The sequence below is a fragment of the Trueperella bialowiezensis genome (assembly GCF_900637955.1).
Lineage (GTDB): Bacteria > Actinomycetota > Actinomycetes > Actinomycetales > Actinomycetaceae > Trueperella > Trueperella bialowiezensis.
In genome coordinates this window covers 365,777-390,874 of record NZ_LR134476.1, presented here as the reverse complement: position 1 = coordinate 390,874, position 25,098 = coordinate 365,777, and the positions used below count along the sequence as shown (strand labels likewise).

At 60.6% G+C, this 25,098-nt stretch carries 25 protein-coding genes; 23 read left to right on the top strand and 2 right to left on the bottom strand.

Translation table 11 applies throughout. From position 1 onward, the window contains the following. Positions 1-162: 162 nt before the first annotated feature. From rpsB to EL234_RS01800, 6 genes are all read left to right on the top strand, one after another. Complete coding sequence (gene rpsB / locus EL234_RS01825) at positions 163-1,065, top strand: 30S ribosomal protein S2 (RefSeq protein ID WP_126415867.1); 903 nt, start codon at positions 163-165, stop codon at positions 1,063-1,065. Positions 1,066-1,084: 19 nt separating this feature from the next. Beyond that, on the top strand, positions 1,085-1,930 hold the full coding sequence (gene tsf / locus EL234_RS01820; protein WP_126415866.1) for a translation elongation factor Ts: 846 nt from the start codon (positions 1,085-1,087) through the stop codon (positions 1,928-1,930). Positions 1,931-2,091: 161 nt separating this feature from the next. Then, on the top strand, positions 2,092-2,844 hold the full coding sequence (locus tag EL234_RS01815) for an electron transfer flavoprotein subunit beta/FixA family protein (RefSeq protein ID WP_126415865.1): 753 nt from the start codon (positions 2,092-2,094) through the stop codon (positions 2,842-2,844). A 2-nt stretch (positions 2,845-2,846) separates the two neighbouring features. Further along, a complete protein-coding gene (locus tag EL234_RS01810) occupies positions 2,847-3,701 on the top strand; it encodes an electron transfer flavoprotein subunit alpha/FixB family protein (RefSeq protein ID WP_126415864.1) in 855 nt (284 codons plus the stop codon). Positions 3,702-3,781: 80 nt separating this feature from the next. Next, positions 3,782-5,074 (top strand): FAD-dependent oxidoreductase, encoded by a 1,293-nt coding sequence (locus EL234_RS01805; RefSeq protein WP_126415863.1) that lies wholly within the window; start codon positions 3,782-3,784, stop codon positions 5,072-5,074. A gap of 7 nt (positions 5,075-5,081) precedes the next feature. Next, positions 5,082-5,372 carry a ferredoxin family protein gene (locus tag EL234_RS01800; RefSeq protein ID WP_126415862.1) on the top strand — a complete coding sequence of 97 codons (291 nt, stop codon included), beginning with the start codon at positions 5,082-5,084 and terminating at the stop codon, positions 5,370-5,372. Here EL234_RS01800 and EL234_RS01795 read toward each other — a convergent pair. Then, positions 5,369-6,922, bottom strand: a complete 1,554-nt coding sequence (locus EL234_RS01795; RefSeq protein ID WP_126415861.1) for an MFS transporter — start codon at positions 6,920-6,922, stop codon at positions 5,369-5,371. The genes EL234_RS01800 and EL234_RS01795 overlap by 4 nt on opposite strands. Positions 6,923-7,032: 110 nt before the next feature. Between EL234_RS01795 and EL234_RS01790 the strand changes: the two genes are divergently transcribed. The 11 genes from EL234_RS01790 to EL234_RS01740 all read left to right on the top strand — a co-directional run bounded on the left by EL234_RS01790 (position 7,033) and on the right by EL234_RS01740 (position 17,920). Next, positions 7,033-7,410 (top strand): RNA-binding S4 domain-containing protein, encoded by a 378-nt coding sequence (locus EL234_RS01790; protein ID WP_126415860.1) that lies wholly within the window; start codon positions 7,033-7,035, stop codon positions 7,408-7,410. A gap of 32 nt (positions 7,411-7,442) precedes the next feature. Further along, positions 7,443-8,159 carry a UMP kinase gene (pyrH, locus tag EL234_RS01785; protein ID WP_126415859.1) on the top strand — a complete coding sequence of 239 codons (717 nt, stop codon included), beginning with the start codon at positions 7,443-7,445 and terminating at the stop codon, positions 8,157-8,159. Positions 8,160-8,166: 7 nt separating this feature from the next. Then, the gene (gene frr, locus EL234_RS01780; RefSeq protein ID WP_126415858.1) at positions 8,167-8,724 is read left to right on the top strand and encodes a ribosome recycling factor; all 558 of its coding nucleotides are present in this window, start codon (positions 8,167-8,169) and stop codon (positions 8,722-8,724) included. Between the two features lie 2 nt (positions 8,725-8,726). Continuing rightward, entirely contained in the window at positions 8,727-9,614 is an 888-nt protein-coding gene (locus EL234_RS01775; protein WP_126415857.1) for a phosphatidate cytidylyltransferase, read from the top strand. A 32-nt stretch (positions 9,615-9,646) separates the two neighbouring features. Further along, positions 9,647-10,939 (top strand): 23S rRNA (adenine(2503)-C(2))-methyltransferase RlmN, encoded by a 1,293-nt coding sequence (gene rlmN / locus EL234_RS01770; protein ID WP_126415856.1) that lies wholly within the window; start codon positions 9,647-9,649, stop codon positions 10,937-10,939. Further along, a complete protein-coding gene (locus tag EL234_RS01765; protein WP_126415855.1) occupies positions 10,932-11,477 on the top strand; it encodes a DivIVA domain-containing protein in 546 nt (181 codons plus the stop codon). The genes rlmN and EL234_RS01765 overlap by 8 nt, the downstream gene beginning before the upstream one ends. Further along, the gene (gene dxr, locus EL234_RS01760) at positions 11,477-12,691 is read left to right on the top strand and encodes a 1-deoxy-D-xylulose-5-phosphate reductoisomerase (RefSeq protein ID WP_126415854.1); all 1,215 of its coding nucleotides are present in this window, start codon (positions 11,477-11,479) and stop codon (positions 12,689-12,691) included. The genes EL234_RS01765 and dxr overlap by 1 nt, the downstream gene beginning before the upstream one ends. A gap of 2 nt (positions 12,692-12,693) precedes the next feature. Then, entirely contained in the window at positions 12,694-14,007 is a 1,314-nt protein-coding gene (locus EL234_RS01755) for a M50 family metallopeptidase (protein ID WP_126415853.1), read from the top strand. Between the two features lie 87 nt (positions 14,008-14,094). Then, positions 14,095-15,255, top strand: coding sequence for a flavodoxin-dependent (E)-4-hydroxy-3-methylbut-2-enyl-diphosphate synthase (ispG, locus tag EL234_RS01750; protein ID WP_126415852.1), 1,161 nt, complete (start codon positions 14,095-14,097; stop codon positions 15,253-15,255). Then, positions 15,255-16,103 carry a GNAT family N-acetyltransferase gene (locus EL234_RS01745; protein ID WP_126415851.1) on the top strand — a complete coding sequence of 283 codons (849 nt, stop codon included), beginning with the start codon at positions 15,255-15,257 and terminating at the stop codon, positions 16,101-16,103. The genes ispG and EL234_RS01745 overlap by 1 nt, the downstream gene beginning before the upstream one ends. A 26-nt stretch (positions 16,104-16,129) precedes the next feature. Continuing rightward, entirely contained in the window at positions 16,130-17,920 is a 1,791-nt protein-coding gene (locus EL234_RS01740; RefSeq protein WP_126417210.1) for a proline--tRNA ligase, read from the top strand. A 4-nt stretch (positions 17,921-17,924) separates the two neighbouring features. On the opposite strand, the gene EL234_RS01735 is transcribed toward EL234_RS01740, so the two are convergent. Next, complete coding sequence (locus EL234_RS01735) at positions 17,925-18,746, bottom strand: hypothetical protein (protein WP_126415850.1); 822 nt, start codon at positions 18,744-18,746, stop codon at positions 17,925-17,927. A 39-nt stretch (positions 18,747-18,785) separates the two neighbouring features. On the opposite strand from EL234_RS01735, the gene EL234_RS01730 reads away from it, so the two are divergent. The 6 genes from EL234_RS01730 to truB all read left to right on the top strand — a co-directional run bounded on the left by EL234_RS01730 (position 18,786) and on the right by truB (position 25,015). Continuing rightward, positions 18,786-19,235, top strand: coding sequence for a ribosome maturation factor RimP (locus EL234_RS01730; protein WP_197718450.1), 450 nt, complete (start codon positions 18,786-18,788; stop codon positions 19,233-19,235). An 8-nt stretch (positions 19,236-19,243) separates the two neighbouring features. Continuing rightward, positions 19,244-20,233 (top strand): transcription termination factor NusA, encoded by a 990-nt coding sequence (nusA, locus tag EL234_RS01725; protein ID WP_126415848.1) that lies wholly within the window; start codon positions 19,244-19,246, stop codon positions 20,231-20,233. Between the two features lie 62 nt (positions 20,234-20,295). Continuing rightward, on the top strand, positions 20,296-20,592 hold the full coding sequence (locus EL234_RS01720; RefSeq protein WP_126415847.1) for a YlxR family protein: 297 nt from the start codon (positions 20,296-20,298) through the stop codon (positions 20,590-20,592). A gap of 90 nt (positions 20,593-20,682) precedes the next feature. Continuing rightward, a complete protein-coding gene (gene infB, locus EL234_RS01715) occupies positions 20,683-23,487 on the top strand; it encodes a translation initiation factor IF-2 (RefSeq protein ID WP_126415846.1) in 2,805 nt (934 codons plus the stop codon). Positions 23,488-23,495: 8 nt separating this feature from the next. Beyond that, a complete protein-coding gene (gene rbfA, locus EL234_RS01710) occupies positions 23,496-23,978 on the top strand; it encodes a 30S ribosome-binding factor RbfA (RefSeq protein WP_126415845.1) in 483 nt (160 codons plus the stop codon). Between the two features lie 107 nt (positions 23,979-24,085). Next, on the top strand, positions 24,086-25,015 hold the full coding sequence (gene truB / locus EL234_RS01705) for a tRNA pseudouridine(55) synthase TruB (protein WP_241969054.1): 930 nt from the start codon (positions 24,086-24,088) through the stop codon (positions 25,013-25,015). The last annotated feature ends 83 nt before the right edge of the window (positions 25,016-25,098 follow it).

Below are 25,098 nucleotides of genomic sequence, written 5' to 3'. Positions count from 1 at the left end.
CCCGGTTTTCGCAGACTACGCGTGCTCGTACGCCGCACGGCCTCTAGCGTGTCGGTCTGCCCGGTATAGGTGGATAGCGCTGGATGGAGCACTAGGGCTGGCCGCATAAGCGTGCTCAGCAAGAACCGACAGCGCACTCGTGCGCACATAGAAAGGACGGCCATGGCAGTCGTTACAATGCGTCAGCTTTTGGAAGCTGGCGTCCACTTCGGGCATCAGACCCGCCGCTGGAACCCTAAGATGAAGCGTTTCATTCTCAATGATCGCAACGGCATCTACATTATCGATCTGCGCAAGACGATCGACGACATCAATCGCACCTACGATTTCGTTAAGGAAACGGTCGCGCACGGCGGCAACATCCTGTTCGTGGGTACCAAGCGTCAGGCGCAGCGTCCGATCCGCGAGCAGGCGGAGCGTGTTGGCATGCCTTACGTTAACGAGCGTTGGCTCGGCGGTATGCTCACCAATTTCCAGACCGTCAACCTGCGTATCCAGCGCCTGAAGGAACTTGAGCTTATTGATTTCGACGACGTCGCCGGCTCCGGCTTGACGAAGAAGGAACTGCTCATGATTAGCCGCGAGAAGGACAAGCTGGAGCGTACGCTCGGCGGTATTCGCGACATGGCTAAGGTTCCCTCGGCGATCTGGGTTGTTGACACGAACAAGGAGCATCTGGCTGTTGCGGAAGCAGCCAAGCTCAACATCCCGGTGATCGCGATTCTTGATACGAACTGTGATCCGGACGAGGTCGATTACGGAATCGCCGGTAATGATGACGCGATCCGTTCGATTGAAATTTTGACCCGCGTGGTTGCCGACGCCGTCGCTGAAGGCCTCGTTGCCCGTAGCGGTGGTGCTGCGAACGCTGAAGATCCTATGCCTGAGTGGGAACGTGAGATCCTTGCAGGTGAAGAAGGATCAGCCGACACGCCGGAAGCTGCCGAGCCGGCAGCTGACAAGCCTGAGGCCGCCGAGCCAGCTGCTGAGGCTTCGGAGCCGGCAGCTGAGGACGCCCCGGCAGAGCCGGCTGGTGAACCGACGACTGACCAAGACAACGCCTAAATCTTCGGAGGATTAACACATGGCAAAGTACACTGCTGCAGACGTGAAGGCGCTGCGTGACAAGACTGGCGCCGGCATGATGGATGCTAAGAATGCGCTTGTTGAGGCTGATGGTGACGCCGTCAAGGCGGAAGAGATCCTGCGCCTCAAGGGCCTGAAGGTTGCTGCTAAGCGTGGCGACCGCACGGCTTCTAACGGACTTGTGCTCTCGCACATTGGGGACTGCGATGCGGGCAAGTTTGGCCTGATTGTCGAGGTCAACGCTGAGACCGACTTCGTGGCGAAGAACGAGAAGTTCATCGAGTTCTCCGAGGGCATCTTGGCTGCCGCTGTTGAGGCTGGCGCGAAGACCACCGAGGAGGTTCTGGCCGCCACGCACGCCGATGGCACCGTTCAGGATGCCGTTACGAACTTCACCGGAATTATTGGTGAGAAGCTGGGCGTGGGCGCCGTCGAATACATCGAGGGTGAGAACGTGTCGGCTTACATGCACAAGACGGCCACGGATCTACCTCCGCAGGTTGCGGTGCTCGTGGCAACGGATGCGGCGGGCGCTGAGATCGCTCACGACATCGCCGTGCACATCGCCGCGCTGTCCCCGCAGTACCTCGATGAGGCTTCCGTTCCGGAAGAGGTCGTGGAAAACGAGCGTCGGATTGCGACCGAGCTGACGATTGCTGAGGGCAAGCCGGAGAAGGCCGTGCCGAAGATCGTTGAAGGCCGCCTGCAGGGCTTCTTCAAGCAGGTGACGTTGATGGATCAGGGCTATGCTCGCGATCCGAAGACGCCCGTGAGCAAGGTGGTTAAGGATGCTGGCGCTAAGGTGACCGGCTTCAAGCGCGTCCGCGTTGGCCAGGGTGCCTAACGAGGGCTGTTAGATTGGTGTGGGGTGCGGAGTTTTTCGCACCCCACACCTCTATATTGGTCGATTTCCCGCTCCGCTATGAGATGAAATGAGACGAGTCGTACTGATTTTTGCTGGTCTCACGCGGGACAATGAGGCGTTTAGTACTAAAGGGAGAGCACATGAGCGTAGTTGTTGCATATAAGTATGCGCCGAATCCGCAGGATGCCACAGTGCAAGCCGATGGCGCGATTGACTGGTCGCGTGCGAAGGCAGCGGTCTCGGAATCTGATCCGGTGGCTATTGAGCTTGGCCGGAGGGTCGCGAACGCGCAGGATACTGAACTGGTGGGGATCAGCGTGGGCGCCAAGGTGGCAGGCTCGGCGATGGCCACCAAGAATGCGATGTCGCGCGGTTTCGACCGGGGGATCGTGGTTGCTGATGATGCGACGGCGGACTGGTCATCCACGCAGGTGGGCTCGGTGCTCGCCGGTTTGGTGAAGAAGATTGACGGCGCGACGCTCGTGCTCACCGCAGATTCGTCGATTGATGATTCGGCTGGCATGATGCCAGGGCTGATCGCAGGCTACTTGGGCTGGCCCGCAGTTTTAGAGGTCACCAATGTTGAAGTGACTGAAACGGGTTACGTGCTCACTCAGCGGGTGACGGGCGGTACACGCAAACTGGAAGTGGATGGCCCTGTGGTTGTTGCGACGACGTCGGACGCAACGTCTCCGGCTGTGCCGTCGATGAAGGACATCCTGGCTGCAGGCAAGAAGCCGATCGACGTGCTCAGCGCAGCCGATGTTGAACCGGCGAAAGCCGGGCTGAACGTTGCCCGAACTGAACGCCCGCAAACGCGGGAGCGGAAGGGCAAGATGTTTTCTACTGCGGAAGAACTTGTTGCCGCGCTGCGCGAGGATGGGGTGCTGTAAATATGACCACGTGGATTGTGACGACCGAAGCAGAAATCTCCCAGCTGGTAGATATGGCGGTGGGTGAAACCGTCGGCGTTGTGGTTGGTGAGGCCGAGATCGGCGGGGTCGACCACGCGATCCGGATTCCTTGCGGGAATCTTCCCGCTGAGGCGATGGCACCAGCCGTTGTGAATGCCGTTGAAGCTCAGGACGGGGATGTGATCCTCGTGCTCAACAATCCGGCGGGCCGCGTGCTCGCTGGCGCGCTCGCGGCGTCGAACAACGCGCCCGTGCTACGCGGGTTGCGCGAGCTTGGTGAAGGTAGCGCAGTGCTTGGCCGCTACGGAGGAATCACTCACGAGCACGTGACGTTCGACGGCGTCGTCGTAGGCTTGGTGGCAACCGGGGAAGCGGTAGCAGACCCTGTGGCTGCGGATAGCGTGGATGGCGAGTCGTACCCGGTGAGCGTGGTCAGCGAGGATATTGGCGAGGGCGCGCAGGTGAACCTGTCGGCTGCCACACGCATTGTTGGCGTGGGGCGCGGCTTCTTGAATTACGAAGATCTTGATCTGGCACGTGCGCTTGCTGATGCGATCGGTGGGGAAGTCGGCTGTACGCGCCCGCTTGTGGAAGGTAACGGCTGGATGGATCGTGACGCCTATCTGGGAGTGTCCGGGCATACGGTTGCCCCCGAGGTCTACATTCCGGTTGGCATTTCGGGGCAGATCCACCACACGTCGGGTATTGACGAGGCCGAGACGATCGTCGTCGTCAACAATGACGAAACGGCGACCATTTTCGAGTTTGCCGACTACGGGATCGTGGGCAATCTTTACGACGTGCTGCCCAAGATGATTGGGCAGCTCAAGAAATAATTCCTCATGCTCGATAGTATCGGGGTTGCGCTCCGGAGCCGGGGCGCCCCGATTGCGGCGGGTGATGAGGAAGGACGGCAATGGACTACGATTTTGACGTGATTGTGGTGGGAGCCGGTGTTGCCGGCTGCATTGCTGCCACCCAATTATCCCGGGAGGGCCACGAGGTGCTACTCGTGGAGCGCGGGGTGGAGCCCGGTGCGAAGAACCTGTCTGGAGGCGTGTTCTATACCCGTGTACTCGACGAGGTTTTCCCTGATTTCGTCGAGCAGGCACCGATTGAGCGGATTATTACGCGCAACACGTTGAGCTTCCTCAACGAAGACTCGGCGGTCAACATCGACTATTGGGATCGCAAGCTTGCCGAGCCTGTCAACGCCGTGTCAGTATTGCGCGCGCATCTTGATCCGTGGCTGGCTGAGCAGGCCGAAGAGGCCGGCGTCGCTATCATTCCGGGTATTAAGGTTGATCGTCTGCTGCGCGAAGGTACTCATTTCACGGGTATCGAGGCGGCGGGGGAACAGATGCGCGCGAAGGTCACGATTGTGGCTGAGGGCGTGAATTCGTTCTTGGCGCACGAGGCCGGAGTGCGTGCCACGCCGAAGTCGAAGCACCTGGGTTTGGGCGTCAAGTCCGTGATCCGGATTGGCGAGCAGGCCGTTCAAGAACGTTTCAACCTCACAGGTAACGAGGGTGCGGCGTATGCGATCGTGGGGGATGCGACCCTCGGCGTGCCCGGCGGCGGATTCCTGTACACGAATAAGGATTCCATTTCGATCGGCGTGGTACTCATGCTCGATAAGTTGACGCAGTCCGGGCTCGCGTCATCCGACATTCATGATCACATGATCAACCATCCCTATTATGCGCCGTTCTTAGAAGGTGGCGAGCTACTCGAATATGGCTGCCATCTGGTGGCTGAGGGCGGTGAGGCCATGCAGGAAGATCTGGTCCATGACGGGCTGGTCCTCATTGGCGACGCCGCCGGGTTCACTCTCAACACCGGGCTGACCGTGCGCGGAATGGATATGGCGGCTGGTTCGGCGATCTCCGCGGCGCGCACAGTACATGACGCCCTGGAGGCCGGCGATTATTCGCGCCTCCAACTGAACTCGTATGTCACCGATTATCAGAGCACGTTCGTGGGCAAGGACATGCACACGTACCGGCGTGCGCCGGAGTTTTTAGAGAACGATCCGCTCATGTTCACGCAGGTTGGCCCGCTACTCGCGGATGTCTTTTATCGCGCATACAATCATGATCTCAGCCCGCGCAAACCCCTTGTGAAGGTCGCACTAGATGCGTTCAAGGCGTCAGGGGTTAAGGTGCGCGATCTTGCGCGCACTGGTATAGCGGCGTTGCGTGCCCTTTAGGAGGAACATGTCTTTCAATCTTGGTTCGGTTAACGAGCGCTTGTCGAAGAACGTTTTCCATACTGATTCGCAGCCGCACATCTCGATTGATCAGGAGCGTGCGCGTGCCACCGGCTCTGGTAAGCGGCTGGTGGCCGTGTGCCCGGCGCACGTCTATTCGGAGAACGACGACGGCACCATCGCGATCGAAACAGCCGCCTGTCTCGAATGCGGCACGTGCCTGGTGGTTGCCGATCCGGGAGTGCTCACCTGGCACTACCCGGCCGGCGCGATGGGCGTGCAGTTCCGGGAAGGTTAAGATGCCTTGCGCTTTGTGCGTCCGTGTCGCAAAAATGCGATGGCGATGATGAGGGCCAGCGTGATGAAGACGAGCACGACCGTGTAGGCGAGCGCGATCCCGAGGTAGGAGCCGTCTAGGCCTGCGATCATGCGCTGGCCGAGGAAGAAGACGGCGGTGATGACGGCGTTGCCGATTGCTGTGGCGATGCGCTGACCGGTCTGCGTCACTCCGCCGGCCGTGCCGCCGGAGGCCGGGGGCACGTCGAGCATGGACTGGGTTTGGTTGGCCGATCCCATGGCGCCCTGTCCGAAACCGAGCACGGACAGCGGGATGATGAGCCACCAGAACGATGCGCCGGCCCTGATGCCCCAGACCACGCCTATTGAGCTCAGCACTCCGAGGAACATGAGACCAAGAGCGAAGACCTGGATCTCGCGCCCGTGTTCGACTGCTCGTTTACCCGCCCACATTGCCGCGTATCCGGAGATAAGCGCGTTTGGTAGCGATACGAGGCCGACCTGGAGCGCCGTGGTGTCCAGACCGCGCTGCAGGAAGAGGGCGAGGACGGCGAAGATCGACGTCGTACCTAAAAATTGGGCTGCAGAAATAGCGGCGGAAAAAGAGAAGGTCTTGATGCGGAACAGGTCGAGATCAACCATCGGTTCCCGGCCACGGTTCTTGTACCAGCGTTCCCAGGCCACCCAGGCCACGGTGAGCAGTACGCCGACCGGAAGGAGTGCCCACACCCATGCCAGCCCGGTGGACATGAATGGCAGCATAATGCACAGCACTGCCAACACCAGGATCAGCATACCCACCGGATCTAGATCCACTCGTACCCGTTTGGTGTAGGGAACCCCGCGGGCTTTCTGCTTTTCGATGTGTTCGGCACGGGCACGATCCTTGTTCGGGCCGACGTGGCGGCGTTCCTTACCAAACGGAAGCCACATGAAGGCAAGCACAAGGCCGAGGATGCCGAGCGGGAAGTTAATGATGAAAGCCCAGCGCCAGCCCAGCTCGCGGCCAAGGCTACCGATCATCACACCAGACATGAGTGGCCCAACCGCCACTGACATGGCCACGACGAGCCCAAAGAGTGAAAAAGCTCTCGCCCGGGCGTGCCCGGTAAAGTATTGCTGAATCAACCCGGTGGTTTGCGGGGAAAGTACGCCGGCGCCGAAGCCTTGGACGAGGCGCATGATGTTGAGCAGCGTGGCGTCGTCGGACAGCCCCACGAGCAGGGAGGCTACCGTGAAGATGCCCAGCCCTATGGCGAATACGGAGGACCGGCCGAAAATATCGCCGATACGCCCGGCTGGCACCAGCACGATTCCCACGGCTAGCGCGTATCCGGACAGCACCCACTGGAGTTGCGCGTCGGAAGCTTCCACGGCCTGACCCATTGCCGATAGCGTGTTGTTGACCGAGGAGATCTGCATGAGGGTCATCATGAGCGGTACCAACAGCACGGCTAGTAGCTTGTTACGATCGTAGACGCGATCGGATCCGGCTACGGAAAAATAGCGCGGGTTGTCTCCAACCTGATTAGGCTGTTTCGGGGTAGTCATTTAACCTCAAGTTTCTTCAATTTAAAAGCAATAAAATATGGTGCACGCGAGCACCCGTATCTAGGGTAGCCCTAAACGAGTTGCGATGCACGGATGGAGAGGTTGGCCTCATGGATGCACGTATCGATCAGTGGCTGTGGGCTGTACGGCAAACGAAGACCCGTTCGGCGGCTACTGCGGCGTGCCGTGCGGGGCATGTGCGTATCAATGGAGAGCCGGTCAAGGCTGCCACGAAAGTGAAGGTGGGCGACACAGTGCGTTACCGTGTGCAGGGCTGGGATCGTATCCTCAAAGTGAAGAAACTGATCGTCAAGAGGGTCGGTGCGCCAATTGCGCGGGAATGCTATGAAGATCTCACTCCCGAGCGCCCATACGTTCACATTCCGGTGATGAGACGCGAACCGGGAACTGGCAGACCAACTAAAAAGGAGCGGCGAGAACTCGACCGGCTGTTTGGGCGTGATTCTAATTGGGGGCGAATGCGCTAAACTGGGCACGCACCCACGAAGAAAGGTTTGACATGTCCGAGCAAAGGCGCCGAGTCCTTCTCAAACTATCCGGAGAGGTTTTCGGGGGAGGCCAAGTAGGTCTGGACACCGCAGTATTAACTCGTATCGCGTCGGAGATTAAGGCGGCTGCTGACGACGGCGTGCAGGTGGGCGTCGTCGTTGGGGGTGGAAACTTTTTCCGTGGCGTTGAATTGCAAGAGGCCGGGATGGATCGGGCGCGTGCCGACTACATGGGCATGCTGGGCACGGTGATTAATGCGGTTGCGTTGCAGGATTTCTTAGAGCATGCGGGCGTGCCTTCGCGGGTGCAGTCCGCGATTACGATGGCCCAGGTGGCCGAGTCGTATATTCCGTTGCGAGCCATCCGGCACTTTGAAAAGGGCCGGGTGGTTATTTTTGGTGCGGGCGCGGGTATGCCGTACTTTTCTACTGACACGGTGGCGGCGCAGCGAGCGCTCGAGCTTAAGTGTGACGAGCTGCTTGTGGGGAAGAATGGCGTCGACGGCGTTTACACGGCCGATCCGCGCACGGATCCCAGCGCGGTCAAGCTTGATCACGTGACGTATGAGGAAGCGTTGCGTGAGGGTCTGCGAGTCGTGGACGCGGCGGCGTTCTCGCTGTGCCAAGATAATGGCATGACGATGCGCGTGTTCGGGATGGTTGAACCCGGAAACGTGACCCGCGCGTTGCGCGGAGAAGATATTGGAACATTGGTGACTAAGAACTGAGGACACGATGATTGAAGAAGCCCTGCTAGAAGCAGAAGACAAGATGGAAAAGGCCATCGACGTGCTGCGCAACGAGTTTTCGAAGATCCGCTCGGGGCGGGCAAACCCCGAACTGTTTACGTCGCTCATGGTGGATTACTATGGTGCACCGACGCCGTTGCAGCAGCTCGCGTCCGTGACCGTACCGGAAGCTCGCCAGATTCTTATTTCTCCTTACGATCGCAGTGCGATGAAGGATATTGAGCGTGCGATCCAGGAAGCTGACCTGGGTGTGAATCCGACCGACGACGGCCAGGTGTTGCGTGTGAATCTGCCGGCTCTGACGGAGGAACGCCGTAAGGAATATGTCAGGCTGGCTCGTGCCAAGGCGGAGGAAGGCCGTATTTCGATCCGCGGCAACCGCCGGAACGCTAAGGAAGAGCTGGAGCGGATCAAGAAGGATGGCGATGCTGGCGAGGACGAGGTAGAACGCGCCGAAAAGGAGCTGGAGGCTCTGACCAAGCGGTTCACCGATCAGGTCGATGAGTTGTTGGCCGGTAAAGAAAACGATCTCATGGAGATCTAAATATGGACGTTGATCGTTCGGTGCAAGCCGCGTCGTTTTGGGCGCGGCTTGCACCACGTCCGCCGCAACCGCCGCGGGAGTCGACCTCGCGGGCAGGGCGTAATTTGTGGCTAGCCGTTCCCACGGCGCTCGTGTTGCTTGCGATCGTGTGGCTGGCGCTGTTTATTCGGATTGAGATCTTTGTTGGTCTTATCGTCGTTGCGCTGAGTATCGCCCTGTGGGAAATGGCCGGCGCCTTACTGGTCCGAGATTTTCGCATTCCGATCGTGCCCTTGCTTATTGGCCAGGCGATCATGCTTGTGGTGACGTGGACGCACGGCCTAGGCGGAGGCCTGATTACCTATTTCCTTACCTGCGCGGTTGCAATGGTGTGGTGTTGGCGTAGGCCGGCGGGAATGCGCGATGCGCTCGCGGGTTGTTTTTCTGTGGCGTGGCTGGGCGTGATGGGCATGTTTGCGGTGGCGATGGCGGCCATGCCTGATGGTGCGTGGGTGAGTTTAGCTTTTATCTTGTTGCCGGTGGCCTCGGATACCGGGGGCTGGCTAGCCGGAGTGTTGTTTGGTAAGCATTCGATTGCGCCGTCGATCTCTCCGAAGAAATCGTGGGAAGGGTTCGCCGGCTCGGTGATTGGTGCTGCGCTGGTGGCGTGGCTGATGTGCGGGTACGTTCTTGATCTTGACTGGCCATGGGTGGCTGCATTCGGTCTGCTCACCCCGGTGTTTGCCACGGCTGGTGATTTCGCGGAGTCGCTGCTGAAACGTGACCTTGGAGTGAAGGACATGGGATCGATTTTCCCCGGGCATGGCGGAATGCTCGACCGGATTGATTCGATGATTTTTTGTGCGCCTGTGTGCTATCTCCTGTTCGCCCTCGCACTTGGCCTGTTCTAATTTTTTGCTTTGGCTGGCACAATGGATGAGCTATGAAAAACCAGCACGCTAACCCCGGTGTTCGTCAGGTTCGCCCTCGTAACGAGAGCGGCCGTGAACTGACCCTGACCTTTCATGAGAAGCGCAGGGGTAAGCCGCCGCGCCATCTTGCGGATCTTGATCGGGGCGAGCGCCGGGAACTTCTTGAGCAGATGGGACACCCGGGTTTTCGGGCCGACCAGATCTCTGCACACTATTTCACCCACCGGACGATCGACCCGGATCGGATGACGGATCTGCCTGAAAATGGCAGGGAAGAGCTCGTGGCGGCGGTGTTGCCGCCGCTCATGGAGCGGGTATCTAGCCAGGTTGCCGACGGCGGGAAAACGCTGAAGGTGTTGTGGAAGTTGCATGACGGCGTCGTTGTGGAATCCGTGCTCATGGCATATCCGGACCGGGCTACCTTGTGCCTGTCCTCGCAAGCTGGCTGCGGTATGGCGTGCCCGTTTTGTGCGACGGGCCAAGCCGGGCTGTCGCGTAACCTGTCAGCTGCCGAAATTGTTGAGCAGTTGCGGCGCAACATGGAGATCGCAGAGTCGGGCGAACTAGGGGCGCCGCGGCGGGTGACGAACGTTGTGTTCATGGGAATGGGCGAGCCGATGGCGAACTATCCGGCTGTACGGGAAGCTCTGCGGCGGATGATTGAGCCGGCACCGGAAGGATTCGGGATGTCGGCCAGGAACGTCACCGTGTCGACTGTTGGGCTCGTGCCAGCAATTAAGAAGCTCGCATTGGAGGGCATGCCGGTCACGCTCGCCGTGTCGTTACACGCTCCCGACGACGGCCTGCGTGATGACCTGATTCCGATCAACTCCCGGTACAAGGTGGGCGAGCTACTGGATGCGGCACGCCTGTATTTCGTGAAGACCGGGCGGCGCGTGTCGATCGAATATGCGCTCATTAAAGACATGAATGACCACCAGTGGCGGGCCCAGCTCCTGGCAGCCGAACTGAATCGGCGCGGGCGCGGCTGGGCGCACGTCAACCCTATTCCGCTCAATCCCACCCCGGGCAGTATTTGGACGGCGTCAACTGCTGCCGCAACGCGTACGTTCGTCGATACACTACGGGCAGAGGGTATTTCGACGACGGTACGTGACACACGCGGATCTGACATCGACGGCGCGTGCGGGCAGCTGGCAGCCGAAGTGGTGGATCGGGATAACGTGGCACGCCGGGCGAAGAAAGCGCAGGAGGCGGTCGAGGTGCGGATTATGGAACATCGTGCCGAACCAAAAGATTTGGCGCAGCAGTTAGCAGCGGGTCGGAGGGGGACAGATGGCTGACACGTTCGAACGAGTTGATAAGGGCGATTACGGCTATAAGGCCGAGCAAGTAGAAGAGTTCTTGGAGCGCGCCAAGCAAGCTTACGGCGGTGATGACTCGCTGGGGATTGATGAGACATCGGTGCGCAACATCGCTTTTGATTGGGTACGTGGCGGATATGATCCGAAACTCGTGGATGCGGCGTTAGACAGGCTCGAATCGGCGTTCGTGCAACAGCGCCGGGCACGGGTAGTGGACGAGGAAGGCGAGGCCGCGTGGTTGGACCGCACATATGAGCTCGCGCAGAGCTTGTATCCGCGGCTGATGCGCCCGAACGGGGAGAAGTTCGCGGATGCCACGGGCCAAGGTTATGCGAAGAAGGACGTGGACGCCCTCATGGCAAGGCTCGCCGACTATTTTTCGGGAACGCAATCGCTTTCGTCGGCCGATTTACGTTTGGCGTCCTTCCCGACGGCACGCGGGTCTCAGGCATATTCGGAGGCGGTTGTCGACGTGTTTATTGACCGTGCCGTGTCCGTGCTACTGGCAGTCGAATAATGCGCGACGTCGTTCTACTCGGCTCTACTGGATCGATCGGCACTCAGGCCCTCGAGGTCATTGCCGCCCATTCGGCACAGTACCGAGTGATGGGGTTGGGTGCTGGTGGTGGCAACATAGAACTGCTCGCCACTCAGGCACGTGATTTTGCTGTACCGCGGGTGGCGATTGCTGCTGATCGGGCCGATGAGTTCGTGGCCGCGTGGGAGCAGATCGCACCTGGCCAGCCGGCCCCGCAGGTAGACACCGGTGCAGTAGCGATGGTAGAACTGGCCGGTTCGCTCAGTGGCACGGCGGAGGAATCCGGCGTCGTGCTCAATGGGATTACCGGAGCCATCGGACTTGAACCGACTCTTGCTGCTCTGAGGTCAGGTGCTACGCTCGCGCTTGCGAATAAAGAATCACTGGTCGTGGGCGGCGGTCTGATTGCTGCTGCGATGGCCTGGCCGGGGCAGATCGTGCCGGTAGATTCGGAGCACTCTGCGCTCGCGCAGGCGCTCACCTCCGGGCGGCACGCCAAGGGGTTGACCTCGCGCGTGGTGACGGGCGAATCGGAGGTTCGTCGGCTGATCCTCACGGCTTCGGGCGGTCCGTTCCGCGGCTGGTCGCGCGCCGAGTTGGCAAAGGTGACGCCGGAACAGGCGCTCAATCATCCAACGTGGGATATGGGTCCTGTGGTGACCATTAATTCCTCCACGCTCATGAATAAAGGGCTCGAACTCATTGAGGCAGCACTGCTGTTCGATGTTGCGCCCGCGGACATCACCGTGGTGATTCACCCGCAGTCGGTGATCCATTCGATGGTGGAGTTTATCGACGGTTCGACTATCTCGCAGGCCTCGCCTCCGGATATGCGCTTGCCGATCGCTCTCGGACTGTCGTGGCCGCGGCGGCTGGATGGGGTTGCGCGCCCGTGCTCGTGGGATGAGCCGGCGGCGTGGACGTTCGAACCCTACGATGCGTCCGTGTTCCCCGCGATTGATTTGGCACGGCAGGCTGTTGCGGCCTCGGCACTTCATCCGGCAGTGTTGAACGCCGCCAACGAAGAAGGCGTGGCAGCTTTCCGTGCGGGCACGATCGGCTACCTCGACATCGTGGACACGGTGGCACGCGTGCTTGACGCGTTTGACGCTCCCGGGCAGGTGGACCTGGCTGCCGTACATGGCGCTGACGAGTGGGCGCGGCGCACGGCACGCACCGCGTTCGGAGCTTAGCCGTGGGTGCGCTCCCTGGCATTCTTTTGCTGATTATTGGCCTGCTGGTCTCGGTGGGTCTGCACGAACTTGGCCACCTTGTGCCAGCTAAAAAGTTCGGGGTGAAGGTCTCCCAATATTTCATTGGTTTTGGGCCGACCTTGTGGTCGGTGACTCGCGGGGGCACCGAATATGGGATTAAGGCGATCCCACTTGGCGGTTACGTGGCCTTGGCCGGAATGTTGGCGCCAGCGAAGGCCGGCACCCCAACGCACAAGAATGGCCAGTTAACGATGGCCGAAGAGGCTCGGCGCGCTTCGGCTGCCGAACTCGAGCCTGGCGAGGAAGACCAAGCGTTTTGGCGCCTGCCTGCCTGGCAAAAACTTGTGGTCATGTGCGGTGGACCGGTGATGAACCTCGTGTTAGCGGCAGTATTGCTGGCGGTAGTGTTCGTCGGTATTGGCACCCCGCAGCTGACGAACACGGTGGGTGCGATCACGCCATGCGTCAACGCTGAGGCGTCGAGCACGCCTTCGGATGGCACGTGCGACGCCGACAACCCGCCTAGCCCGGCGTCGCGCTCTGACCTGCAGCTCGGCGATTCCATCGTCACGTGGGGTGGGATACCGACCACGAATTGGCATGAGCTATCGGCTGCTATCGCCAGTGGCGGCTCCGATCCGGTGATCGCCGAAGTGGTGCGGGACGGTCGTCAGATCGACGTCGTCATCGAACCGGTCACCGTGACCAAGCCAGTGCTTGACGCCGGGCAGCCGGTATACGACGACGCCGGAGATCCGCTCACCCACGACGTTCCGTATGTGGGGATCTCACCGGCGTCGCAGCGCGAACGCCAGCCGATCACGGCGGTTCCTGGGGCAACATGGGATTTCGCGGTGGGCACCGGCAAGGTTGTGCTTGCGCTGCCAGTCCACCTGTGGAACACGCTGACCGACCTGATCACGGGCGCCGAACGCGATCACACCGGGGTGATCGGCATCGTCGGCGTTGCCGACATCGCAGGTAACATCACAGCGACGGACAACGCCACCTATGGGCTTACCGATCGGGCAGGCGATTTGCTACTGCTTTTGGTGGGGCTCAACATGTCGCTGTTTGTGTTCAACATGATTCCGTTACTACCACTCGACGGCGGGCACATCCTCGGAGCGCTCATCGAGGGTACCCGCAGGCAGATCGCCCGCATGCGCGGAACCGCTGATCCAGGCCCGTTCGACACGGCACGGCTCCTACCGCTCAGCCAGGTGGTCATTATTGCCTTGATCGCGATGACGGTGCTGCTCGTCGTCGCTGATATTGCGAACCCGATCAGATAGCGGGCGGACAACGCTAAAGACCAGCTGTGAGGCGACCAAGAGGTGTCTCACACTGTAGAACTCGTGGGGAGATGACATAATCAGAGCGTGAGTATTCCAGTATCGCTTGGTATCCCGAAAGTGAAGGAAGTTCCGCAGGTTATTCGGCCGCGGAAGAAGACCCGCCAAATCAAGGTGGGCGATGTTTTCGTGGGCGGAGACGCGCCGGTCACAGTACAGTCGATGACCACGACGAAGACGCACGACATCGGCGCAACCCTCCAACAGATCGCCGAGCTAACTGCGGCCGGCTGCGATATTGTGCGCGTGGCCTGCCCAACGGATAAGGATGCTGATGCGCTCGCGACCATCGCCGCCCAGTCAACGATTCCGGTGATTGCCGATATTCATTTCCAGCCGCGTTACGTGTTCGCCGCAATTGAATCGGGGATGGGCGTGCGCGTGAACCCGGGCAACATTAAGAAGTTTGATGACAAGATTCCGGAGATTGCGGCCGCCGCGAACGCGAACGGTACGGCGATGCGGATTGGTATTAATGCCGGGTCGCTGGATCGGCGTCTCATGCAAAAGTATGGGAAGGCAACCCCCGAGGCGCTGGTGGAATCGGCGGTCAATGAGGCACGCCTGTTCGAAGAGTCTGGGTTTTATGATTTCGCGATTTCGGTCAAGCATCATGACCCGGTGACGATGGTGCGCGCCTACGAGCTGCTGTCGGAGGCCGGCGATTGGCCGTTGCACCTGGGTGTGACGGAGGCGGGTCCGGAGTTTCAGGGCACGATTAAGTCAGCTGTCGCTTTTGGTGCGTTGCTCAGCCGTGGGATTGGTGACACGATTAGGGTCTCGCTTTCAGCGCCGCCGGTTGAAGAGGTGAAGGTGGGCGAGGAGATCCTGCGCTCGTTGGGCTTGCGCGAACGCAAATTGGAGATCGTGTCGTGCCCATCGTGTGGGCGTGCTCAGGTGGACGTGTATACGCTCGCCAATTCTGTGACCGAGGGTTTGAAGGACGTCAATTTCCCGTTGCGTGTGGCCGTCATGGGCTGTGTGGTCAACGGGCCGGGCGAGGCACGCGAGGCCGATTTAGGCGTGGCTTCGGGCAACGGTAAGGGCCAGATTTTTGTGCGTGGCAAAGTGGTGGAGACGGTGCCGGAAAGCGAAATTGTTGAGACGCTCATTCGCCGTTCACGCATCGTGGCTGAAGAACTTGGGCTTGCTGAGGATCCTGCGGCCTCGCCAGAAGTGATCGTCTGATGCGCTGGCTGCGCCGCTCGCGCATTCGGCGGCTCAGCGCGCTTGACAAGCCGGCTGCCATCCGGTTGTTGGAACGTGACCCGGTTGCCACTGTTCTCGCTCGCGTACACATCGAGGCGGAGCCCACGCGCCCGGCTCACGCGCTGGGGCTTTTTGACGACGACGGCGAACTGACCGCGCTGTGTTGGAATGGCGCGAACTTGGTACCTTTCGGTTTTGATGCCGCAGGTTTGGATCTGTTGGCCGAACACTTGTTGACCTCTCGCCAGTTGTGTAATTCGCTTGTGGGGCCTGCGGATCAGGTGTTGCCGTTGTGGGAGCGGCTGGATGGCGGGTATTCGCGGCCGCGCGATATTCGCGAGCGCCAGTTGTCGATGGTGTATGAGGGCCGGGAGGTGGTGGCTCCGGATCCTGAAGTGCGGGCGGCACAGCTTGGGGAGGGGCGGCTGGTGGTTCCGGCGTCGGTGGCGATGTTCACCGAGGAGGTTGGTTACGATCCGACCGTGTTCGGGAACGCTTACACGCGGCGAGTGCACGATTTAGTGCGGCACGGGTACACATTCGTGCGGATTGGGCCGAATGAGTATGGCGTTCCCCGGGTGGAGTTTAAGGCGGACGTGGGCGCGATTGCTGGGGGAGTGGCGCAGATTCAGGGCGTGTGGACTGCTCCTGATCTGCGCGGCCAGGGGATTGCTGCACGTGCGATGGTAACCGTGGCACACGCGGTGAGTGCGGCGATCGCTCCGACGGTGTCGCTGTATGTCAATGACTACAACACGGCCGCGGTGCGCGCCTATCAGAAAGCCGGGTTTACCACGGTGGGCATCTATGCCACTGTGTTGCTCTGAACGGGTAGACTGTGGCCGTGCTAAAAATGTCGAAACTTTTTGTCCGTACCTTGCGTGAGAATCCTGCTGACGCCGAGGTTGAATCCCACAAGTTGCTTGTGCGTGCCGGGTATATTCGCCGTAGCGCGCCAGGTATTTATACGTGGTTGCCGCTTGGCCTGCGTGTGTTGCGTAACGTGGAGCAGATTATTCGCGAGGAGATGGACTCGGCGGGAGCGCAGGAGATGCTTTTCCCGGCGTTGCTTCCGCGCGAGCCCTATGAGGCGACCGGGCGGTGGGAGGATTACGGGCCGAACCTTTTCCGGCTGAAGGATCGCCGCGAGAACGACTACCTGCTTGCGCCCACACATGAGGAAATGTTTACCCTCATTGTGAAAGACATGTGCAGTTCGTATAAGGATCTGCCGCTGAACTTGTACCAGTTCCAGACCAAGTATCGCGACGAGGCACGGCCGCGCGCTGGCCTGCTTCGCACGCGCGAGTTCGTGATGAAGGACGCCTACTCGTTCGATATCGACGACGCCGGGCTGGATTCGGCTTACCAGATCATGCGCGACGCCTACGAAAAGACCTTCAAGCGTTTGGGCGTGCCGTATGTGATCGTGCAGGCGACGTCGGGTGCGATGGGCGGTTCGCGTTCGGAAGAGTTCCTCTCACCGATCGACGTTGGGGAGGACACGTTTGTGGTCTCCGACGGCGGATACGCGGCGAACACTGAAGCGGTAACCACTCCGCCGGTGGAGGATCTCGACTACTCGGACGTGCCGGACGCGCAGACCGTTGACACCCCAGATTCGAAGACGATCGCGGCGTTGGTCGATTTCTTCAACGAGGCTCATCCGCGTGCGGATCGCCCGTGGGAGGCGGCGGACACGATGAAGAACGTGGTCGTGACGTTGACGCACCCGGATGGCGAGCGCGAACTAGTGGTGATTGGCATGCCGGGGGACCGCGAAGCAGATCTGAAGCGTATCGAGGCGGCGGTGTCTCCGGCAGAAGTGGAGATGGCTGGCCCAGAAGATTTGGCTAAGCACCCCGAACTCGTGCCCGGTTACATCGGTCCGATGATGATCGGCCCGAATTCGCCGAACCGAGTGGCAGCATCCGACAGCGAGTCCGGCCGTCCCGAAGGCTCGGTGCGCTACCTGCTTGATCCGCACGTGCGCCGCGGATCGGCGTGGATTACTGGTGGCGACGCCGTCGACAAGCATTCTTACAACGTCGTGTATGGCCGTGATTTCGAAGCTGACGGGTTTATCGAGGCTGTTGAAGTACGAGCGGGCGACGAGGCGCCGGATGGATCCGGTCCGCTGCGTATCCAGCGCGGTATCGAAATCGGGCATATTTTCCAGCTGGGCCGCAAGTACGCCGAAGCGCTTGGGCTGACCGTACTCGACCAGAACGGTAAAGCAACCGTGGTGACGATGGGCTCGTACGGCATCGGCGTTTCGCGCCTGGTGGCCGCGCTCGCCGAACTTAATCACGACGAGCTTGGACTCAAATGGCCCGCACACGTGGCCCCCGCACAGGTTCACATTCTTGCGACGGGCAAGGGCAGTGAGGTGTTCGCCGCTGCAGAGAAGATCGGCGAGGAACTCACGGCCGCTGGCGTGGAAGTCATTTACGACGACCGCCAGAAAGTCTCCGCCGGCGTCAAGTTCAAAGACTACGAACTGCTCGGCATGCCGTATGCGATCGTCGTCGGGCGTGGTCTGGCCGATGGAAAAGTGGAACTCCGCGATCGCCGGGCGGGCACGTCAGTTGACGTGGATGTCGACGACGCCGTGGCCGCCACCCTCGAGGTTGTCCGCGGCTAGGGCGTTAATCTACGGCAAGGCCGGGTAGCGGGCTGATGGCCGGGGCGCCGGGGATCTTGTACAGGTGGCAGATGAACGATGCCGCGTTGTGAACGTCGGTTGGCTGGGCCGTGCGCGCGTGCGAAAGTAGTTCGGTGACGACCGTGTCGTATGCGGCTGTCACGTGCGTATCTGGTTCTGGTTCTGTGATGATCGCTGGGCGCTTATCAGGTGCACCGGCCGCGAGTTGGGCGTCGATCAGATCGGACAGCAATTCGATGCGGGCCACGTCGTTTTCACGTTCGCCCTCGGGTGTGCGGGCGGCGTCGAGTTCGAGCCATTGGCGTGCCGTTTCGATTCTTTCCACAGCAGTGCCTGTTGCGGTCATCGTACCGAGCGCTGCCATATCGTACTCGCCGCATCCGGCCACATCGTGAGCGTTCAAGGTCAGCGCAGCAACTCCCATGGAGGTAACTGTGCTACCAAGATCGGAGTTGAGCGCTGTGCTGGCGAGCTGGTCGAGCGCCGCGGGAGCGTCTGTAGCCGCGGGTACCGGCGTCGGCGGATTCGTGTAACCCTCGGGCGCGCCGTCCGGCCAGGGCACCCACACCCCACCCAGGGCATCCAGCCACGCCTGTCCGTAGTCGCCGAGCTCGGCGTCGTCGCTGATCACCTGCGCGAGGGCTGCGATTTCTTGGCGTTCATTTTCTTGCTCGCTAGCAGGCTCGGGGGAGACGTCCTTATCAAGCCGGGTGCCCATCACCACCATAACGAGGGCGAAGATAGCGACACCGAGCAGTAGCGACCCAGCAAAAACGAGTGTGGAGCCTGATTCGCGCTTTGACATGACTTTATCCTGCCACAGCCCGCGGGTAAGATGAGAACCATGTCAACACACAGCGAGATCGCCTCCCTCGTGGAGCCCATCGTGAACGAGCACGGCCTGTATTTAGAACAGGTCGAACTTCATCGTGCCGGAAAGCACTCCACGCTCCGGGTCACTATCGATCTGCCGGACGGGCCAGGCGGAGTAGATTCAGGGGCGCTGAGCGAAGTTACGCGTGCGGTGTCGGCTGCGCTTGATGAGGCCGATCCGATTGCCGGTTCCTACAATCTTGAGGTGACCACCCCGGGTGCAGAGAGGAAGCTCACCACGGCTCGCCATTTTTCGCGGGCGCAAGGCCGGCTTGTCGCGTTCTCGCTAGACGATGGCACGGAGTTCGAGGGGCGGATAAACGCCGTATCGGGTGATACTGTGGTGGTTGCTGTTGGCAGCGAGGAACGCTCGCTCGATCTTGCCGATATTGCCGGCGCGCAGGTCAGGCTCGAGTTCTAGGAGGTAACGTGGACATTTCGATGGACGAGCTGCGGATTGTTGAATCCGAGCTCGGCGTAGATCTCAACATTCTTCTCGAAGCAATCGAGGCCGCGCTCCTGCACGCGTATAACCGTGCGCCGGGTGCGGTGAAAGGTGCGCGTATTGAACTCAACCGCTCGACCGGTGTCGTGACTGTGTGGGCTCCCGAATTGGATGAGGACGGCACGGTTATCGGCGAGTTTGACGACACGCCGAACGACTTCGGCCGTATTGCGACGTCGACAGCCCGGTCGATTATTGCGCAGCGGTTGCGCGAGGCCGAGTCAAAGCGGATCCTTGGGGACTTCCAGGGTAAGGAAGGCGAGATCGTAGCCGGAACCGTTGAGGGTACGGCCGGGTCAAACCAAGGGCCTCGCGACATGTTCGTTGAGTTGGGAGAGAACCGCGGGCTGTTACGTTCCGAGGAGCAGGTGCCCACCGAGCGTTTCGAGCGCGGCGATCTGATTCGTTGCCTCGTGCTCGACATCTCGGTCACCCCGCGCGGTGCGTCGATTAGGCTCTCGCGTTCACATCCTGATTTTGTGCGTAAGCTTTTTGAAACCGAGGTTCCGGAGATCACGTCCGGCGTCGTCGAAATCGTGGCGTTGGCTCGCGAGGCCGGGCACCGCACCAAGATTGCCGTGTGGTCGAACGATCCCGTCGTGGCTGCGAAAGGTTCGTGCATTGGTCCGAACGGCCAGCGAGTGCGTGCCGTTACCCAAGAGTTGCAGGGTGAAAAAATCGATATCGTCGATTACGACGACGACATCACGGCTTTCATCGCAGCCGCGCTCTCGCCGGCGAAGGTGCTCCGGGTAGACATCTTGAATCCGGACACGCGCCAAGCGAGAGCTATCGTGCCAGACGACCAGGCCTCGCTTGCAATCGGCAAGGAAGCACAGAACGTGCGGCTGGCTGCGAAGCTCACCGGGTGGTCGATCGATATCCGTAAGGCGTCGGAAGATACTCGCCGATAGTTGAGCAACCTCACCACGGTGGCGGTACAGGAAACCGAAACGTCGGGTAAAATGACACAAGTATGCCTACGTCGATCCCGCGCGCAATTAAACAGCGCACATGTATCGGGTGTCGAACCGTAGCGCATTCCAGCGATCTTTTACGTTTCGCGGCAATCGAAGGGAACGTGTTCCCAGACGAGCGCGCGAATCTGGGAGGTCGCGGGGCGTGGGTGCATCCCACTGCCGAATGTCTGAAGCAGGCACTGGCGAAGAAGGCATTCAACCGAGCCTTTAAAGGAGCGGTTGGCCTCGAGCACGTGCAGGCTTTGCTTGAAATGACCACGGGGCGGCCAGCCCCCAGAGATGAAAGCGGGTAGAGAGCCCATGGGCACCCGATGAGTACCCAGCGATGAGCTATCTGCAGGAGGTCTGACGCCGCGTGCGCGGACCCACGATGAAGGAGAAAAGTGGCAAAAGTCCGCGTACATGAGCTTGCCAAGGAAATCGGCGTAACGTCTCGAAAGCTTCTAGACGTGCTGAAGGAAAATGGCGAATTCGTTAGTTCGGCGTCCTCAAGCATTGAGGCACCAGTCGTGCGTAAAGCACGCGAATATTTTGAAAAGCACCCCGAAGAAATTGACTCCGCGCCGGCAAAGAAACCGGCGAAGAAAGCAAAGTCTGCGAGTGCGGGGGCCAAGAAAGAGCAGACTCCGGCCGCTAAGCCTGCGGCAAAGCCGGCAGCCAAGCCGGGTGCAGCCGGCGCAGGTACCGCTGACGCTGATGAGTCGGCTGCACAGCCAGCCAAGCCTGGCCAGACCAGCGCCGTACCACGCCCACCCAAACCGGCACAGCCCAAGGGCAAACCAACGCCGGGCGCAGGCGGTGGAAAGCAGGAGACCGGGCAGGCCGATTCAGGAGCAAAGCCCACACCGGCTGCTAAGCCGGGCGGCAAGCCTGCCGATAGGCCACGCCCAATCGCAACTCCGGGAGAGGCCGCAGCCTCGGCGAGGGCTGCTCGTGAGGCGGCGCCGCCGCGTCCGCAGCGGCGCCGGGGGCCACGCCCAGGAAATAGCCCGTTTGCGTCGAAGCAGGGTATGGGACGGCCGCGCCCGGGCAATAGCCCGTTCGCGCCCCGTCAAGGCATGCGCCAAGATCAGGCTGATACTGGGCGTGGAGGCGGGCAGCGTAGGCGCCCGCGTCCAACGCCGAGCATGATGCCGGATCAGGCACCCCAGCCTGAATCGCAGCGTGGCGGCCGTGGTGGCCGTCAGCGCCCAGGTGGTGGCCAAGGCCAGCGTCCCGGCGGCGGTTTCGTTCGTTCCGGTGGTAAGGCACGCGGCGGTTCAACGGCTGGCGCGTTCGGTCGGCGTACCGGTGGCGGCAGGCGAAAGTCACGCCGTGCCAAGAGGCAGGAATTTGAAGAGCAGCAGTCACCAATGACCGCCGGCGTGCAGGTGCCGCGCGGTAACGGTGCGGAAGTGCGCGTGCGTGCAGGCTCCTCGATTGCTGATTTTGCTGAGCGTATTAATGCCGATCCGGCAGCGCTGATTACCGTGCTGTTCCGCATGGGCGAGATGGCTACGGCCAACCAGTCGCTGGATGAAGACACGTTCCAGCTACTCGGTGCCGAGCTTGGCTACGAGATCAAGATCATGAGTGCTGAAGACGAGGATCGTGAAATCCTCGAAGCCTTCGACATCGATCTGGAAGCCGAACGTGCTGATGAGGATCCGGAGGATCTCAACGAACGCCCGCCGGTTGTGACCGTCATGGGTCACGTTGATCACGGTAAGACGGCCCTGTTGGACGCGATCCGCAATGCCGACGTCGGGCGTGGTGAAGCCGGTGGTATTACCCAGAACATTGGCGCCTACCAGACCCACGTGGACGTGGAAGGCGAGCGACGCGCGATTACATTCATCGATACCCCGGGTCACGAGGCGTTTACGCAAATGCGTGCCCGCGGTGCCGACGTGACGGACGTGGCGATCCTCGTTGTCGCAGCTAATGACGGCGTCATGCCGCAAACCGTGGAAGCGATCAACCATGCGCAGGCAGCGAACGTGCCGATCGTCGTCGCTGTTAACAAGATCGACCTGGACGGGGCAAACCCGCAAAAGGTCCGTTCGCAGCTGACCGAATACGGGCTGGTTGCGGAAGACTACGGTGGCGACGTCGCGTTTGTTGACGTATCGGCGAAGAAGCGTACGAACATTGAAGACCTTCTGGAGACCGTGCTGGCCACCTCGGACATTTTGGTGGAGCCGAAGGCGAATCCGGACAAGCCGGCGCGTGGTGTGGCTATCGAAGCCAAGCTTGAGCACGGCCGTGGTTCGGTTATTACGGCGCTCATCCAGGATGGTACGCTACGAGTTGGCGATTCCATCGTGGTTGGTACCGCCTATGGGCGTGTGCGTGCGATGATCGACGAACACGGCGAAAACGTTGAGGAAGCCGAACCGTCACGTCCCGTGCAGGTTCTTGGCCTGACCTCGATCCCCGGGGCAGGCGATCAGCTCATCGTTGCTGAAGATGACCGCACGGCACGGCAGATTGCCGAACGCCGTGAGGCCGCCAAGCGTGCTGCAACGCTGGCTAAGCGCCGCAAGCGGATCTCGCTCGAAGATTTCACGTCCGCCATCGAACAGGGCAAGGTGGAAACGCTCAACCTTATTATCAAGGGCGATTCGTCCGGCTCCGTCGAAGCACTCGAAAGCTCGCTGCTTGAGATCGAAGTTGGTCAGGGCGAAGTCGAACTCAACGTCATCCACCGTGGTGTCGGTCCGGTCACCCAGTCCGATGTTGACTTGGCAACCGTTGATAACGCCGTCATCATCGGCTTCAACGTGCGCTCTGCTGAACGTGTGCAGGAGCTCGCGGATGAAGAGGGCGTGGAGATGAAGTTCTACAACGTCATCTTCGACGTTACCGACGATGTGGAAGCCGCGCTTAAGGGCAAGCTCAAGCCGATTTATGAAGATGTGGAGGTCGGCACTGCCGAAATCCTGCAGATCTTCCGCTCCGGCAAGTTCGGAAACATTGCTGGTTCGATCGTGCGCAAGGGCACCATCAACCGCGGCCACAAGGCACGGGTGGTACGCGATGGCGTAGTCGTGGCGTCGGATCTAGAGATCCAATCGCTACGCCGCGAGAAGGACGACGTGTCCGTGGTCCGTGAGGGCTTCGAATGCGGTATCACGCTCGGTTTCAACGACATCCGTGAAGGCGATCTCATTGAGACGTGGGAGACCCGCGAAAAGGCACGCGACTAGGAGAACCAATGGCGAATACTCGTGTTGACAGGGTTGCTGACCAGATCAAGCAGATCGTGGCACGGCTCATCAACAGCAAGTTGAAGGATCCGCGCCTGGGCATGGTGACCGTAACGGACGTCCGGGTAACTGGGGATCTGCAGCACGCCTCCGTGTTCTATACGGTGATGGGCTCCGAAGAGGAGCGGATTCAATCGGGCAAGGCTCTTGAGTCTGCTACCGGGATGATTCGGTCCGTCGTGGGAAAGCAGCTTGGCCTGCGGCTAACGCCATCGCTGGAGTTTATTCTCGATGCGTTGCCGGATTCGGTGAAGTCGATGGAGGATCTGCTCGCGCAGGCACGTGCCCGTGACGAGGAGATTCGCCGCCGGGCCGAAGGTGCTAAGCCTGCCGGTGATGCTGATCCGTATCGGACGCCACGGGATGAGGACGCCGCGGTAGGCACCAGCGAGGACTTGGGGTCCGGTGGAAGCCTAGGTGTGGATTCTTAGTGCCGAGTGGCCGGGAGCGTAATCGTCAGCGTGCGATTGCTCGTCATGCGCGCGTTAAGCCGTGGGGTGAGTTGCCCCGCGGCTTAACGCCGTCTCAAGGTGTTTTCTTGATCGATAAGGATCAGGGCGTGACCAGCCACGATGTGGTTGGTGCGCTGCGCCGTTTGGGTGCGACCCGCCAGGTGGGGCATGCTGGGACGCTCGATCCGATGGCCACCGGGCTGCTCGTCGTCGCCACTGGACGTGCTACGAAGTTGATTCAATACTTAGTGGGCGCGGATAAAACCTATGAGGCTCGCATCTGCCTAGGCGTTGGTTCGGATACGGATGATGCCGACGGCGAGCTGCGTGCGGCGAGCCCGCCGCAGGCGAGCGGCGCGGATGTGGATCGCGCTTTGGAAGCGTTGACGGGGGAGATCATGCAGGTGCCGGCCACCGTGTCTGCACTGAAGGTGGACGGCAAGCGGGCACACGATCTCGCGCGTTCCGGGCAGAAGGTTGAGCTGGAGGCTCGCCCCGTGCGGGTGGAACGTTTCGAACGTACTTCGCAGGTTGAGCCCGGGGTGGTGGACGTTGCGGGCGCCGAGGTGCCGGTGCTCGAGTTTGACGTGGTCGTGACCGCCTCTGCAGGTACGTATGTGCGGGCGCTTGCACGCGACGTCGGGATAATGCTTGGGACCGAAGCGCATTTGACTCGCTTGCGGCGCACGGATATTGGTTCGTGGAACGTTGCGGATGCGGTCACGGTGGCTGATCTGAAACGCGTGGTGGAAGCCGGGGGAGAGCTCGCCCCAATGTCTATCGCGCAGGTCTGCAGGCGGGTGTTTCCGGTGGTCGAGGTGACGGAAGCTGAAGCGCGTGCGTTGGGCAACGGGATTTTCGTGGATATGCGCAAACCTGTGTCTGTGGGTTCGCGGATGGAGCGATGGCCTGCGGCAGCTTTCACGGGTGAGGTTCCCGTGGCGCTGGTGTCGCCGCGTGCAGGGAAACTGAAGCCGGACCTGCAATTGGGTGAAACCACTAGTGTTCCGTCATAACGGACTGAGGAACCAAGATAATACCCAATAGTCCAGTTCACTTTTAGTTCAACATAGCTTGTTACGATCAGCGTGGAAACCGT